Raw genomic sequence first — 15,378 nt, forward strand, 5'->3', positions numbered from 1 at the left:
GCCCGTTTTCTTTAACGATTCCTGTCTTTATTGCTTACTGATCTTCACCGTACTCGTTTGCGTACTGGTGGCTGCCCGAAGCAGCAACAGACCCCCGTTTTGTTGACTGAGCTTAAACGTTTGCTCTTCGGACCGGCCCGCCCGCTCAATCGCCCGACTTTCCAGTAAACGACCCGTCTGGTCCATCAACTGTACGTTCACAGCCTGGCCCTCGGCTCCGTCAATACGAACCCGTAGCTGCTCCTGAACCGGATTACCCAACACCGTTAACGATAGGATCGAACCGGATTCCTGAACGCCGACACGGGCCCGTCCGCAAGCCGCTTTCAGATCCCAGGTGTAGGTAGTTTCGTACCCACTCTGACGAGCCATCAGCGTGAAGGGTTTTACATCATTGGCGGTACGACTGTCTCGGTCCACAAACTGATCCGGATTGATGGTCCAGTCGGTAATGCCGACCGCCTTAAACTCAACGGGTGAGCCATTGCCTCCGCCCGCATTGAAATGAATAGCTCCGGTGCCGCAATCGTAGGTCGGTGCCAGCAACGTCAACGTTCCTCCCGTTGGCGGATTTGGTGGCGTCGGCGTGCTGCAATAAGCCGCCGTGTAGGCTTTCAGATCAAAAACATAGCTCACCGTTCGCCCACTCTGCGTTGCCTGAATGGTAATGGGGCGAGGGTTATTTTGTACGTCAGCGTTAACAACTCCGGTCGAACTGGTTGCTGATGTAAGAGTAACGTCTGGCGCGGTGTAGGTAATGGGCGAAACATCCGTTGTCGCGCGGTTTACCAGGCGAAAGCCAACAACACCGGTCTGACAGTTATAATCAGGTTGAGTTAGTTCCAGTGCGCCATCGGCATTAAAGGCAGGTTTATCGATAACCTGAATGATCAGGGGAGCCGATGTCGAGTTGGCAGGGGCTGGCAGATTCAGATTGGTAGCGGTTACAGTCACCGTATAGGTGCCTGGCTGCGTGGTCGATCCGGCGATGAACGCGTAGGCAGACTGCTCCGCACTCAAATCTTTCAAAAACAGACCCTGCGGCAGGGTCGTCAGCAACTGACCCGACGAACCGGCAATGCTAAACCGTAGGTTAGATTTATACGTGCCAAACGGTTGGGTTGGGTCGCGGAAGTACTGGCTTACAACAAACGGTTCTACGGCCCGACCACTATTGGTTCGCACAACCATCGCAGGAATCGCACCGTCGACAACCGGCGGAAGAATCGGCGTCACGTTGCTACAATACGCTTTGAAGTCAAACGTATAACTCACAGTCTGCCCGCTCTGGGTGGCCGTGATGGTGATGGGCTTGGGGTCGTTACGTAAACCCTGTTCGACAACACCCGTATTGCTGGTGGGCGAGGAGCGGGTGATGCCCGGTGCCGAATACGTGATGGGCGAGCCATCGCCACCCGTCGTATTGAAGGTAATGGCTCCGGTGCCGCAATCATAGGTGGGCTGGGTCAACGCAAGTGCTCCGCTGGTGGGTGGATTAACCGGCTTGTCAGTTACCGTAATGTTGAAGGTCGTTGTGACGGGCTGGGAAGCAAAATACTGGGTAGCTGCTGTTGCCGTCACGGTATAGACACCACTTACGGTAGGCGCACCCGTCAGCGAAACGCTAAGATTATAGCGTAAATCACCGAATGTGTTTTGACGGATACCCGCCGGTAATCCCTTGATAGAGGCTGTCCACTCCGGGAAGTAGCGCGGCTGACTTTGGGTAGGGTCAACAATGTAGTTGCCCAGATTGAAGTCTTCCTGCTTCGGAACTTGTCCAACGGTAAAGGTCATATCAGGGATGGACTTCGCTAAAACGGGGGGCTTGATCGGGGGATTGACGACCGATGGGTCAGTAACGGTGATCGTAAAGGTGGTGACGTAGGGAGGATCGTTTGGAAACTTAGGATCAACAGCCGTTACACGCACCGGATATACGCCAGGGGTAGTTGGACTGCCGGCAATGCCGACAGCGAAGAGCGTTCCTGACATTACACTTGTGTACAAGCCGAGTCCAGGTGGTAAGCCGGTAGCGGAGATTGGCCATTTTGTGTAGTTGTAATAATCATACGAAGCGTAGTAACCCTGCCCAACTACGAAGTCCGGATAACCTAACACGAATTGGCCTACGGGCAAGGTTCGATTGTCAACCGTTTTATACAGGGGTGAAGATTGGCGAGTATTACAATACAGCGCAAAATTAAAGGTAGTGCTTACGGTCTCCCCATTCTGAGTAGCGGTGATGGTAAGTGATTTAGGGTCGTTGCGCAAGCCCTGTTCGACAACGCCCGTGTTGCTGGTGGGCGAGGAGCGGGTGACGCCCGGTGCCGTGTATGTAATGGGCGAGCCATTGCCACCCGTTGTTTTGAAAGTGATCGCTCCGGTAGCGCAATCGTAATCTGGGTTACTCAACCGAAAGGGCACCTGGGCCAACACGCCGAAGGGCAAGGATAAACACAGCGCCCAAACCATAACCAACCAGGTTGGACGGACTACTAAACGGTACATGTTTTGCATAAACTTGAAACGGGTTAGAACATGAAATACTGTATGAACTGGTAAGCGGATAATCGATGCGCCATCGCCTGCAACAATGCCTGAACATCATCAAGTAAGCGCAACGGGTAGCGATTTATTAAGTATCCTTGCGAACGAATTGATTTATTAACTAAGCGGCATCTATTGTTTTTTAGTGGCGCAGTCGATCTACCTGCAAATGTAGTTGAGCCTTGAAAAACGCGCTTTTCGATTGGGGACATCTTCTGTCGGATTGGGGACAATCGGTTCGGTTTGGTACCTATTCGGAGCCGTTCGTAGCAAAGAAGTGACTAGGTTATCGGGTCAACCTGGAGCTTGGCCAAACCCGCTATTCTTTATTCTGGCGGAGCACTAGTGGCTCAGATCTCACCAGTTGTTAAAACTTCATAAAGAACTGGCTCGTACTAAAAGATGCGCGGTTTTATTCGCTTCTGGACTGGTAACTCATTTACCAACTCGAAAGCGACGTACCGCGATGAAACAGTTTATCTACTACGTGGTGACAGCACTACTGGTTGTCTCCTGCAATCAGGCTAATGAAGCCGCCACATCGATTCCATACGGCTCCAACAAGGGCAGCTATTTGACCATACACGGCACGAAGATTTACTACGAAGAATACGGGAAAGGCATGCCCTTACTGCTGCTTCACCAGGGGCTTGGGTCAATCGAAAACCTGGGCGATATCATTCCCGAATTGTCCAGGCACTTTAAAGTGATCGCACCGGATGCGCCGGGACATGGCCGGTCTGAGCAGGCCGACAGTTTGAGCGGGGACTTGTTAGCCGAGTATTGCTCGGCACTCATCGACCAACTTCATCTGGACAGCGCCTATGTGATGGGCTGGAGCATGGGCGGCAACACCGCCCTGTTGCTGGCGGCCAATAGACCAGATAAAATAAAGAAAGTGGTTAGTGGCGGTTCCAACACCCGATCAAGCGGGCTGACCCAGGAAGGGCGTGCGTTGTTGAAGGAGTATACGGTAGAAGCGGTAAAAGAAGACTCCACATGGCTTGAAAACTACCAGCGGATGAATCCGCAACCCGACAAATGGATCAAATTCTGGGAGGATACACAAGCCATGTGGTCGCGAGAAATTAAAGTGCCGGACAACAAGCTTTCCCGCATTGCCGTACCCGTGCTAATCATACGGGGAGATCGTGACATGATAAAACTGGAGCACAGCGTCGAGATGTTCCGATCACTCCGAAGAGGACAATTGTGCATTTACCCAAACATGGGTCACGAGATGCCGGAGCTGAAAAGTGACAGGCTTTGTCAACTGGCGATTGATTTTTTTGCCGAGAGCGCTGATAAAGAGCAAAGCCACTGATAAGGGTTGCGCAGAATGGACTAGCCTGCCATTGCAACCTTTCCCGTGTTGACCGGGTCTTCGTTAGAAAATATAGCTATGACGATCTCCTATCCAGTACGATGCGTATGCATTGGCCTGATCGGTCTGCTGAGCACGTGTAACCCACTCATTGAACCTGCTTTCGACACGGAACGACGCTATAAACACGAGCTGTACAGCCCTGATGAGTGCGTTCGCATTAGCCAGGCCAATGCGGAGTTTAACTGCTCGGAAGTGGTTTACTTCAACGCGAACGGTACCGCTGGTCTCCTGCTTGGTGGAGGAGACATAATTGTGAGTGCTACTTATCAGCGGAAGGGCCAAAAAATCACCGTTCAACCCTCCACCAGCCTACCAGAGGAAATCGTTTTTAGGGTAATAACCGATGGCGAGCTGGTCCGAATGGATGACAACACCAGATGGTTTATCTACTAGTGACTAGTCATGGCTTCTGCACCGCACAGCCCATCGATGCTGTTGGCTTAAGAAGGCTCGCTAGTCGCTGGACGATGTGTCAGGGCCAGGTGCCGTTTCACCGTCACGCGAATGGATTCCTCCTTGATGGTATGAACTAACTGCCCGGCATGAGTATAGGTGGTCACCTGATCGGTAAATTTGTCGTAAATACCGTAGGGGAGTAACTGCTGATCTTCGTAACCCCAGAACAGAAAGTCGAGTGCTTCGACGGAGTTAGTAAACCCGAGTGCGTGGGGTACTTGATGTTGATTGAATATGGCGACAAAACGCATAACGACCTGATGAATTATCCGGTCAAAAGTACCCATTTTCGCCAAAGCAGCTGTTATGTAAAAGTTATCAAAAACGATAATTCGTTAACAATATCGGTCTGCCATTTTTGATTCTCTGTCCGAAGAGTACGCTCTACGTCAGACGCTGGTGCAGTTTACTACGTTGTCATGGTAAACCGTTCATACACGGTTGTGATCAGTACTTCCTGAACACCCGCCCGCGTATACAGCCGCCGTTTGTTTACTACGCTGATCCGTCCAGTAGCATCAATCGTTACGGATTCGGGCCGAACCCAGCGAAATGGGTTCTCGTTTTCATTTGCGTTTATCGTGAGTTGTTTCAGGTCGGTCGAAAAAGAGAAGGAGCGCCCTGCACCCTGAAAATCATACTTCACAAGATAGTCCGGATTATAGCTTATCAATTCACCGCCATCCCAAACGCGGCCAACGCCCGTTCGTATGTATTGTTCAGGCCACCATTGGGTGAATGAAAAATGAGGTTTCGAACTGGTCGCTGACGGACCATAGATGCGTATATCGATGTGATATTGAGTGCCGGCTTGCAGCCTTAATTCGGGAATTTCTGTTAATAGATCGGACGATGAGTCACCGTCCTGGTTGACGTCTACAGGCTGGTTACTGGTCGAACTGATCACTTTGTATTTACCATGAAACTGCTGGAAGAGAGCACTGACATTTTCGTTGGGTGCTACACTCGTCGATCCACTCGCACCTGGAACGATGACGCTCGATGAGATAGAGCCATCCGTCGAACAGCTCATCAGTGAAGCCGTGACGAGGCTGGCATAGATAAAATTCTTCATAGCCGCTTGAGTTTAGGCTAGCTAAGCTAAAAGTCACCGCCGAATAAACGGATTAATTCATGTTATTTTTATATTAACTTTCTGGCTTATACCGTGGTTCTGGTGGGTAGATGTCAGTAGTAGCCTGAATGATCTTCTGGCCGCAGATCGTCAGGTATCACCTTCCTGGTATGTCCAGCGGTATTTCAGCCACCGTCTATCACAGGAGAGGTAGGGTACTAAAAAAGCCCGGATTCATAGAGGTCCGGGCTTTTTCAACGCGATGAATAGTAAAGGAAACTAAGGTTTTAAGACCTTAACCTGCTGGTGCTGAGTAGACGTGCTCACATCCAGGAACAGCAGCCCACTACGGGCACCCAGGGGCAAGCTGACCCGCTCAATAGCTTGGGCCTGCTCGATTCGATGCGTATTCACCAGCTTGCCTTGTAGATCGACCAGATTCAGCTGAACGGCCTGGCCAGCGACCCCACTAATATGAACCTCAACTGATTCGCCCACGACGGGATTGCCCAGAACGGTTACCGACAGGGATTCGCTATGTTCGCTAGCTCCCACGCGCGTATTCGGACTGCAAGCGGCCAGCCAGTTGTAGGTGAAATTAGCTTGCGTACCATCCTGAGTCGCCCGCAGAGTAATCGTTGGGTTATCGGTGTACAAACGCAGGGTGTAAGGGCCTGCCACCGTAGTCGCACCCAGCTCGTTAACTACCGAGAAGGTGATGGGCGAACCACTGGCACCATTGTAGACGGGGTTAAACGTCACACTCCGCTCACCACCTGATACCACCACACAGTTGATGGTATTTACATTAGCGATGGTAAAGCTACCTGGTGTAACGACCGTTGCCGGATTGACCGTCAGGGCAAAGCTGGTGCTGACCGACAGACTGCCCGGATCGGTTGCCGTCACCGTAATGGTGAAGGGCGAGCCTACCGTTGTCGACGGAGTACCGCTGATGGTGGCCGGAGCAATGAAGCTCAAGCCCGCGGGCAGACCACTCACTGACAAACTCAGCGCGTTTGGCGTCTGGGCATCGGAGAAGGTGTTGGCCGGAATCACAAAGCTAAAGCCTGTACCTACCGTAGCCGACTGGGGTACAATCACATTGGCAACCGTTGGTGCCGTGTTGGTAGGCGGTGTGCCCGAACAAGCGGCCAGCCAGTTGTAGGTGAAACTAGCTGGGGTGCCATCCTGAGTCGCCCGCAGAGTAATCGTTGGGTTATCGGTGTACAAACGCAGGGTGTAAGGGCCTGCCGCTGTCGTCGTGCCTAGCTCATTAACTACCGAGAAGGTGATGGGCGAACCATTGGCACCACTGTAGACCGGATTGAAGGTCAAGCTTCGTTCGCCAGCCGACAGTGTCGCGCAGTTCACCGTCGTCACGGAGGCAATGGTAAAGCTAGCCGGTGTAACGACCGTTGCCGGGTTGACCGTCAGGGCAAAACTAGTGCTGACTGACAGACTGCCCGGATCGGTTGCCGTCACCGTAATGGTGAAGGGCGAGCCTACCGTTGTCGACGGAGTACCGCTGATGGTGGCCGGAGCAATGAAGCTCAAGCCCGCGGGCAGACCACTCACTGACAAACTCAGCGCGTTTGGCGTCTGGGCATCGGAGAAGGTGTTGGCCGGAATCATATAGCTAAAGCCCGTACCTACCGTAGCCGACTGGGGTGCAATCACATTGGCAACCGTTGGTGCCGTGTTGGTAGGCGGTGTGCCCGAACAAGCGGCCAGCCAGTTGTAGGCGAAACTAGCTTGCGTACCATCCTGAGTCGCCCGCAGAGCAATCGTTGGGTTGTCGGTGTACAAACGCAGGGTGTAAGGGCCTGCCTCTGTCGTCGCGCCTAGCTCGTTAACTACCGAGAAGGTGATGGGCGAACCATTGGTACCACTGTAGACCGGATTGAAGGTCAAGCTTCGTTCGCCAGCCGACAGCGTGGCGCAGTTCACCGTCGTCACGGAGGCAATGGTAAAGCTAGCCGGTGTAACGACCGTAGCCGGGTTGACTGTCAGGGCAAAACTAGTGCTGACCGACAGACTGCCCGGATCAGTTGCCGTCACCGTAATGGTGAAGGGCGAGCCTACCGTTGTCGAGGGGGTTCCCGAGATCGTGGACGGAGCGATAAAGCTTAAACCGGCGGGCAGCCCGCTCACCGATAGCGTCAGCCCGTTTGGCGTCTGGGCATCGGAGAAGGTGTTGGCCGGAATCACAAAGCTAAAGCCCGTACCTACCGTAGCCGACTGGGGTGCAATGGCATTGGCCACTGTTGGGGCTGTATTCGGGGCAGAACCCAGTGCAACGATATCCGACCGGAATTTCTTAAAATTGTTCTGCGTCAACTCCTTCGCAATCGTGCCATCGTTATAATAGACGGCGTCCCCGTTGTCGACCAATAGCTGTATCTGTGTATTGTCCGATAGTGACGCGGGCACCTCAACGATTGACTCAAAGCTGCCATTCGCTGACAAGGCAGTTAGATTGGCATTGCGCTCTAGAGGTGCGTCGTTGGCATTACCGGTCCAGGTGAACAGCCGAAAATCATTCGGTGCTGCACCTGCATCGCCAGCGGCTCCGGCCACGATGATGTACTGGTTCGCTGTGTTCTTTCTGATTTCGCGAATGCCTCGTCCGCCCAGGTCCAGTTCAATCGGTGCACCAAACGTAGCCGAGCCCTGTGCTTGTCCACTCACCAAATTTGTCAGGTTCAGCACCGGTATGATCAGCGCTTTTGTCCGGTTCGCGGGCACGATCTGTGGGGCGCGAAGACCAATGTATACGGTATTCCCATCCGGCCCGAATTCAGCGCCTTCGATGTTGTACCCAGACGGCTGTTTGGAACCAACCGCCGGAGTTGCACTAGCTTGCAGACCGTAGTAATTAGCGCCTTTGCCATGCCCGTTTGTCAAATCCCAGTTAATGATATCTTCGCGTAAGAAATCGTACCGGCCAACGTAGTTCAGTGTGGTTGCGGCACCGCTGCCCGATACGTCCGTCGCAAATACCCGATCGCGGTTTGGGCGAGCGTTGCCACCATCCGCATTACTCTGCGAGCCTATCCAGAAAATGCGATTATTCTGACGAACCGACGCTTCAAGATCAACCTCACGAGGTACACCGCCCGATACATCGGTCAGGCCAAGCGACGACGTAAAATCAAATCCGGCTACTGGTAATCCCGACTGTTGACGATCGTACAGCCGCAGGCGTTGGTTCTCATCATCGGCGACAAGCATGTAGTTGGCATCGACCAGAATAGCCGTTGAGGCATCGCTGGTTTCCGTATGAAAACGGGTTGTAGCGGGCGTAACCGACGCGGCTGAAGCGGCATAATTAATAACGTAATTGGTTGTATTGAGTCCATCGGTCACCGCTACGGTAACGACCGAATAACCAATACCCGCCGGTACTAGTTTCAGGTTTCGACTGCTCCCTGTTCCGCTTAGATTCAGCGTTGCGTTAGCGTTATTACTGGTTGCCGTCACCGTCAGGCTAGCCACATCGGAATCGGTGTCCGCCAGCGTAAAATCAATGCCGAGCGTACTGGCCGGATCGGTTGGATCGTTGGCAACGCCACTCACGTAACCTGGACCATTAGCGGGTAAATTGACGAATCTGGTTGTTGTACTGGCGACCTGAATCGTAGGTGCTGCGCTGGCGGGCTGGTCATTGTCCGTAATCGTGACCGAAACCGGATTTACTACAATTCCATTGTACGCAGCATCATTACTAGCCGCACTTTGCGTGATCGTCACCGAGCGGGGAGCACCCTGGTAAATGGCATCGTCGATAGCCGTTACCAGTACAGTTTGCGGGCTGCTGAAATTGGCGGACGTGAACGTGAGCGTCGACGAATTGGTCGTTAATTGCGAACCCGGATTTACGGTGATCGTGACATCAGACGATGGCTGACTATTTAGCGCGATGGTGTACGTATCGGTGGCACCCCCTTCCGTAACTACCGTCGTTCCTCCTGATTCGCGCACCAGCACGCGATTGAGCGGGCTATAGTATCCGCCGGGACTGGCAATGTTACCAGTTGTAGCCGCGTACGAATTTTGCGCATCGCCCACTACCGATAACTGCCAGGAAGTAGCTGTTGTCGCGTTTAAGTTAGCCGTTGTTGGCCAGGCGCTGGTGCCGTTGGTGATGACGTTGCCCGTGTTGCCGTAGGTAAGCCGATCGACCAGGGTATTGGACGCGTCGTAAATGTTGATCTCATCGCCGTTGCCGAGGTTCTGATTATTACCACCGACAACTTTTACGGATGCGGGAAGATACCAGTTTGTCCGGAAAGCAGCCGCTGCCAGTTCCGATATGATAACGGACTCACCCGGCTGAACAACACCAAAACCACCGATAGGGAAGGAGCCAGGGGTTCGGGATGCGTCGTCGAAACTCCAGCCGGTCATGTCGACGGGCGCGTTGCTTACGTTCGTCAATTCGATAAACTCACCCGCCGAACCGTTGTACATGTATTCCGTAATTTGGATCGTATTGGCAACCGGAGCGGCACTAACAGTCAGCGAAAATGCTGCGCTGGCTGTGTTGCTAGCCGGATCGGTAGCCGTGATCGTAATGGCCGAAACGCCTGTTGTACTGGGCGTTCCGGAAATAATACGCGTAGCTGGATCGAACGTCAGCGGAGCTGGAAGACCCATAGCCGCGTAGGTCAGCGACTGATTTTCGGAGTCCGTAAACGTTGGTATCGTATAGCTAAAAGCTACGCCTACGGTTGCCGTTTGGTTCGAAACAATGGCTGGCGTTGGGGCTGCATTGGCATTGATGGTGATCGTAAAGGTGCCCGCTGTCGTAGCACTCTGCGGATCACTGGCTACGATGGTCACCGTCGATGTGCCCCCCGTTGTTGGGGTACCGCTGATGATTCGGCTCGCATTGTCAGCCGTCAGACCCGTGGGCAGGTTTGTAATCGTATAGGATAGCGGCTGATTTTCTGGATCGGTGAAGGCCGGAACGGTGTAACTGAACGGCACCGCTACAATACCCGTCTGATTAGTAAAGCCAGGAGCAACGGGCGGTTGATTCGCCGGTACTACTGTGGTCGAGAACGTTTCGGTTGAGTTGTTGTTCGCTTCGTTGCTTTCGGCAATAGTGTTGTTGGGATCGACAACCGCAGCCCCCGCTGGCATAGACACTGTACCCGGTGCATTGGCGGTAACGCGCACGATCAACGTAGTACTGGTACCCGCCGAGAGTACCCCCTGATCGAACGAAACGATTGAGCCCGATTGGCAGGGAACAAAGCCGCCAGCGGTTGAGATACCGGAGAACGAAGCGCCGGCTGGCAGAATAAATTGAGCGTCAATGGCTGTGGCGTTCCCCAAGCCCGAATTGCTCACAACCAAGCTATACGCGAACACATCACCCACGATCGCCGAAACAGGACCCGCCACCGAAACGGTCAGGTCAGGTTGTGCCGTAGGCGTAACCGTAATAGTAACGCTACTGGCTGATGCTGGGCAAGGGGCATTGGTGATCGTCCAGGTTAGTACATACTCACCGGCACCACCCGCCGGGGTAAATGAGGTCGATGGGTTTCCCGGATCGTTTAGCTGTGACGCGGAAGTCGATGGGCCGCTGGCTACGGTCCAGACACCCGCTCCCGTCGTTGGTGCGTTGGCGGCTAAAACGGCGCTGCTACCGGACGTGATCGTTTGCGAAACACCGGCGTTTGCGACGGTGGGCGGTGCATTTACGGTGATCGTAGCCCCCGACCCGCTCACGGTTCCCGAACAGGCGTTTGCGTCGCTTACGGCAATGATCGAGTACGTTTTGGTGGACGTCGGATTAACCGAAATGGCGGCGTTACTGACGTAATTCGATACCGTTGTGTTGGTTGTGCCATCCGAGTACGTTAGCGAGTACGGACCCGTACCTCCCAAAATCGTGGCCGACAGATTAGCGCTTGTGCCGGAGCAGATCGTCGTTGTCCCCTGCAAACTGGCCGTGATGGTCGGGCAGGCAACGGCTGGTGCAGCGGCCACTCCCCGAAAACTCGTATTGGCCGGTGCGGTTGCCAGGACTGTCGCGGCAGAACCGGTGCCGGTATCGGTAATTTTGATCAGGCGATTGGCCGTTGCTTCGGTTGTCGTTGCGTAAACGATTGGGTTTGTTCCGGAAAAATCGGCGGTTACCCCAAACGTACCGTTTGTTGAGTTGCTACCGGTGCCCAGCGTATAGGCCAATGTCCAGGCTGATCCATTGTTCACCCATTTCTGAACGCCACCGCCATTGGCTATGCTTCGCCCATCGGCAATGTAACAGATCGTGGTTGTTTCGTTAAAAAAGAAACCCGCTGGGGAAGACGTTCCGGTTCCCGTTCCTACGGTGCTGATAACAACGGACGTTGGCTGACCGCTGGTCGTTGGCAGGCCCGATCCAACCTGATATACGCCTAACGTAGTCCCTGATTGGGTCGAGAAATACAGCTTACCGCCGAAGACGGCCACCGATCGCGTATTGGCATTGGTGTTCTGCACATTGACGGGTGTGCCCAATCCGAAATAGTCGGTCCCGTCGTTTCCCCCGGCCGACCAGTACTTGTTCGCTCCATCGGAGGCAGCACCCCGGATGTTATTGCTGGAATGAAAGGACGTGCTGCTGGCAACCCGGCTGAATGTACCCGATGCGTTCACGCTGCCAATAGCCCGGTTAATGGTTGCCGCCGTAGAACTGGCGAGCTGAATTGTATTGGGTAGTGCCTGAGCATACCCGGAAAAGACAAGCGATTGGCCGTTGCCCGCTCTGGTCAGTAATCCTTCCGAAGCGGCTGAGCCACTAATGACCAATGGTGTTCCACCTGTGGTAGGAATTGTTACCGTCGTCGCCGGTTGGCCAACTGGGGAAAACTCCTTGAGAACGATCGGATTACCGGTGTTGGTTAGATTGACCGGAGCTGTTGCGTTACCGGCTTGCAGTACCACGACATTACCTGCCGTGAACTGGGCTCGTCCGCTGAAAGCAGAGAATAAACCCAGGAAATAGTAAATCACATAGCGTAATCTACGGAAGGAGAGGTGTTTCATAAAACGATGACTAAGGAGATTAACCGGTGCTAATGAATTGCAAAAATAGCCAGTCAATCAGTTGTAATGTTCTAGTTAACAATATGTTAACACGAGTTGCACGCTGCGAGATTTGCCCGGTAGCTGAAGTCAATGTTTGGTGCATCGCTTGTTGCTGATACAGAAACGGTGGGGCCCTTGTCCATAAGTATGATCATTGACCCTGGGTAAACGTCGATTGAGTTTAAGGCATTGGTTCTCAGCGATCGTGTTCGGCTTGTTTACGTATAGCTTCGGCCCAACGGATAATTGTCCTTTTCGTGCATGCACGGCTTGGGCCAGTCGCAGAACATAGGCCGGCTGAATCCATGCGTTAAAAGGCGGGAAAGCACTAGTTAATAATAAATTCACATGGAAGCCGATTGGTCGAACCTGGGCGTTCCGATTGAATCAACAGGCTGGCTCACCGTGCGGTTTAACGACCCCACTACATCTTTTTACCGTCAACACGCAGGTTTTTCTGAGTAGCGAATTTACCAATTGGAAACTCGTTTACTGACAGCGTTTCGTTGAGAAAACCCAGCGACAAACGTTGACGAAGCAAAACAAGGTAGATGAGCCGGTATGCGTATTTGCTGAACCCTTGTAAGGACAAGGCAGGTGAGCGGTTTATTTTCCGTTCTTGTCCAGAAAACATCGGCGGCTTTTGGATGTTGACTTGAAGGAGAGCATTAAGCCGGATGGGTTAGCCAATAAAAGGCTACTTGAAGAATACTGAACTGTTTTACGAGAACGGGCGAAAACAACCGTTTCGTGAGAAATGCTTAACAAATAGCTTTACACTTAATTACGAAGCGTTTCATTTAAAGTTTTTGATGATATGAACATGATGGATATGTTCGGGAAAATGAAGGAAGTTCAGTCCCGTATGCAGGATGCCCAACAAAATCTCAGTGCCATTACCGAAACGGGCGAATCGGGAGCTGGTTTGGTAAAAGTTACGGTCAACGGATTGAAAAATGTGCTGAAAATCGAGATCGATCCCGATCTGATCAAACCCGATGATCGCGAAATGTTGCAGGATTTGATCGTTGCCGCGACCAACAAAGCGATCGGAAATATAGAAACAAAAGCGCGGGAACACCTTCGTCAGGCTACCGAAGGACTGCTGCCAAACATTCCGGGCCTGAATCTGGACGGGCTAATGTAGGAAAGTGTTTGTAAGTTTGTTGTTCGTAGTTGCTGCACGTACCAACTACGAACGATAAACCACAAACTCGTTCCGTGGATAGTCTCGCAATTGTTATTCTCAATTTCAACGGTCAAGCTTTTTTAGCCAAATTTCTGCCGACGGTGCTTGCCCATGCCGAAGGGCATCCGGTTTATGTCGCCGATAGTGCTTCTACCGACGATTCGGTCGCGTTTGTCCGGGCCAATTTTCCCGATATCCGGCTCATTGAACTACCTACCAACGGCGGCTATGCCGGTGGGTATAATAGGGCGCTTGAGTACATTCGGACGAACTACGGCGGTGCGCGGTACTACGTTCTCCCAAACTCCGATATTGAGGTAACGCCGGGCTGGATCGCGCCCGTGATGGCCTTGCTGGAGGCTAATCCGCAGATTGCAGCCTGCCAGCCTAAAATTCTGTCGTATAGTCAGCGTGATCTATTCGAACATGCGGGAGCAGCCGGTGGCTACGTCGACTGGCTTGGTTATGTTTTCTGTCGGGGGCGTGTTTTTGCTACGTTCGAAACGGATGAAGGACAGTATAACGACAATCAGCGCGTTTTCTGGGCAACAGGTGCCTGTCTGTTCCTGCGGGCCGACCTATTCCACCAGGTTGGCGGATTCGATGACTCGTTTTTTGCGCACATGGAAGAAATCGATCTGTGCTGGCGTCTACAACGACTCGGTTATGAGGTGTGGGCTTGCGGTCAATCGACGGTCTATCACGTTGGGGGAGGGACGCTCCATAAGTCAAACCCGCATAAAACGTACCTGAATTACCGGAATAGCCTGTTCATGCTCTACAAGAACTGGCCCAGTGATGGCTGGCTGTGGGGAAAATTCTTATTGCGATTGATACTGGATGGCGTCTCGTCGCTGCTTTTCCTGAAAGTAGGGCAATGGCGCGATGTGATGGCCATTATACGGGCTCATTTCGCTTTTTACGGCCATCTACCACAGCTCCACCGCCAGCGCAAGGCCCTACAAAAACAGCAGAAAACCGCCGTCGCTTTGTACCCGCACAGTATTGTCTGGGCTTATTTCGTGAAGGGTGCGAAAACGTTCAGGGAGCTACGTAACCGATGACACAGGCTGCAAACCTGTACCGGCCTATCCTACATTGGGCCTGCTTTTCTACAATTCCCAGATGGTGGGATGAGCGTGTCGGCGGAGGTGTTTATTCATTTCCATCCAGAACGCCAGTATGAGGTAAAGAACAACGGGCGAGCCCAGCGTCAGGAACGAGGTGTAGATAAAATAGAGCCGTATACTGCTGGCCGAGATGTTCATTTTCTCGCCCAACAATGAACAGACGCCAAACGCCTGTTTCTCGACAAAATACCTAAGCTTATCCATACTCTTTGAGTTGACGGATTTGTCGCAAAATTACCCGCAATACTTGCCAGAACAAAACTAACGAATGAAATCAATAGAATGTTTGCCGTTTACACAGAAAGGCACAACATATAAGGCATTGATACCCAAAAAAAGAGCGATTTTGCATTGAGTTAGGAACAAATTTATTTACTTTGTGTTGCATCGTAATCTATGTTTGGGTAAAACACTGGCTTGCTGTTATCAACAAAGTTCGTTGAGTTTCAGTCAAGTGTACCGCCTGCTCTATACTTCGGAGTCTATTCTGCGTCTTTTGTCACTC

At 52.5% G+C, this 15,378-nt stretch carries 10 protein-coding genes; 4 read left to right on the forward strand and 6 right to left on the reverse strand.

Annotation, left to right across the window (positions count from 1 at the left end; all coding sequences use genetic code 11):
* Window positions 1-27 precede the first annotated feature (27 nt).
* Window positions 28-2,520 (reverse strand): hypothetical protein, encoded by a 2,493-nt coding sequence (locus GK091_RS03110; protein WP_164035152.1) that lies wholly within the window; start codon window positions 2,518-2,520, stop codon window positions 28-30.
* Window positions 2,521-3,016: 496 nt separating this feature from the next.
* On the opposite strand from GK091_RS03110, the gene GK091_RS03115 reads away from it, so the two are divergent.
* Together GK091_RS03115 and GK091_RS03120 are read left to right on the forward strand one after the other, a co-directional pair.
* Window positions 3,017-3,874 (forward strand): alpha/beta fold hydrolase, encoded by an 858-nt coding sequence (locus GK091_RS03115; RefSeq protein WP_164035153.1) that lies wholly within the window; start codon window positions 3,017-3,019, stop codon window positions 3,872-3,874.
* Window positions 3,875-3,952: 78 nt separating this feature from the next.
* Window positions 3,953-4,330: a hypothetical protein gene (locus GK091_RS03120; RefSeq protein ID WP_164035154.1), complete on the forward strand. Its 378-nt coding sequence runs from the start codon at window positions 3,953-3,955 to the stop codon at window positions 4,328-4,330.
* A 47-nt stretch (window positions 4,331-4,377) separates the two neighbouring features.
* Here the strand turns inward: GK091_RS03120 and GK091_RS03125 are convergent, their stop codons facing one another.
* From GK091_RS03125 to GK091_RS03140, 4 genes are all read right to left on the reverse strand, one after another.
* Complete coding sequence (locus tag GK091_RS03125) at window positions 4,378-4,644, reverse strand: hypothetical protein (RefSeq protein WP_164035155.1); 267 nt, start codon at window positions 4,642-4,644, stop codon at window positions 4,378-4,380.
* Between the two features lie 158 nt (window positions 4,645-4,802).
* Window positions 4,803-5,468, reverse strand: a complete 666-nt coding sequence (locus tag GK091_RS03130; RefSeq protein WP_164035156.1) for a hypothetical protein — start codon at window positions 5,466-5,468, stop codon at window positions 4,803-4,805.
* Between the two features lie 279 nt (window positions 5,469-5,747).
* Window positions 5,748-12,512 carry a putative Ig domain-containing protein gene (locus GK091_RS03135; protein ID WP_164035157.1) on the reverse strand — a complete coding sequence of 2,255 codons (6,765 nt, stop codon included), beginning with the start codon at window positions 12,510-12,512 and terminating at the stop codon, window positions 5,748-5,750.
* Between the two features lie 466 nt (window positions 12,513-12,978).
* Complete coding sequence (locus GK091_RS03140) at window positions 12,979-13,188, reverse strand: hypothetical protein (RefSeq protein ID WP_164035158.1); 210 nt, start codon at window positions 13,186-13,188, stop codon at window positions 12,979-12,981.
* 183 nt (window positions 13,189-13,371) lie between these two features.
* On the opposite strand from GK091_RS03140, the gene GK091_RS03145 reads away from it, so the two are divergent.
* Both GK091_RS03145 and GK091_RS03150 read left to right on the forward strand, forming a co-directional pair.
* Window positions 13,372-13,701 carry a YbaB/EbfC family nucleoid-associated protein gene (locus tag GK091_RS03145; protein ID WP_164035159.1) on the forward strand — a complete coding sequence of 110 codons (330 nt, stop codon included), beginning with the start codon at window positions 13,372-13,374 and terminating at the stop codon, window positions 13,699-13,701.
* Between the two features lie 74 nt (window positions 13,702-13,775).
* On the forward strand, window positions 13,776-14,807 hold the full coding sequence (locus GK091_RS03150) for a glycosyltransferase family 2 protein (protein ID WP_164035160.1): 1,032 nt from the start codon (window positions 13,776-13,778) through the stop codon (window positions 14,805-14,807).
* Between the two features lie 48 nt (window positions 14,808-14,855).
* Here the strand turns inward: GK091_RS03150 and GK091_RS03155 are convergent, their stop codons facing one another.
* Window positions 14,856-15,077 (reverse strand): PspC domain-containing protein, encoded by a 222-nt coding sequence (locus GK091_RS03155; RefSeq protein WP_164035161.1) that lies wholly within the window; start codon window positions 15,075-15,077, stop codon window positions 14,856-14,858.
* Window positions 15,078-15,378: the final 301 nt, after the last annotated feature.

Source organism: Spirosoma agri (assembly GCF_010747415.1).
In the GTDB taxonomy this organism is placed as follows: domain Bacteria; phylum Bacteroidota; class Bacteroidia; order Cytophagales; family Spirosomataceae; genus Spirosoma; species Spirosoma agri.

Bases quoted from the DNA above. Each gene is read 5' to 3' on its own strand.
- GK091_RS03110 (WP_164035152.1), bottom strand. From the start codon at position 2,520: ATGCAAAACATGTACCGTTTAGTAGTCCGTCCAACCTGGTTGGTTATG.
- GK091_RS03115 (WP_164035153.1), top strand. From the start codon at position 3,017: ATGAAACAGTTTATCTACTACGTGGTGACAGCACTACTGGTTGTCTCC.
- GK091_RS03120 (WP_164035154.1), top strand. From the start codon at position 3,953: ATGACGATCTCCTATCCAGTACGATGCGTATGCATTGGCCTGATCGGT.
- GK091_RS03125 (WP_164035155.1), bottom strand. From the start codon at position 4,644: ATGCGTTTTGTCGCCATATTCAATCAACATCAAGTACCCCACGCACTC.
- GK091_RS03130 (WP_164035156.1), bottom strand. From the start codon at position 5,468: ATGAAGAATTTTATCTATGCCAGCCTCGTCACGGCTTCACTGATGAGC.
- GK091_RS03135 (WP_164035157.1), bottom strand. From the start codon at position 12,512: ATGAAACACCTCTCCTTCCGTAGATTACGCTATGTGATTTACTATTTC.
- GK091_RS03140 (WP_164035158.1), bottom strand. From the start codon at position 13,188: ATGTTTTCTGGACAAGAACGGAAAATAAACCGCTCACCTGCCTTGTCC.
- GK091_RS03145 (WP_164035159.1), top strand. From the start codon at position 13,372: ATGAACATGATGGATATGTTCGGGAAAATGAAGGAAGTTCAGTCCCGT.
- GK091_RS03155 (WP_164035161.1), bottom strand. From the start codon at position 15,077: ATGGATAAGCTTAGGTATTTTGTCGAGAAACAGGCGTTTGGCGTCTGT.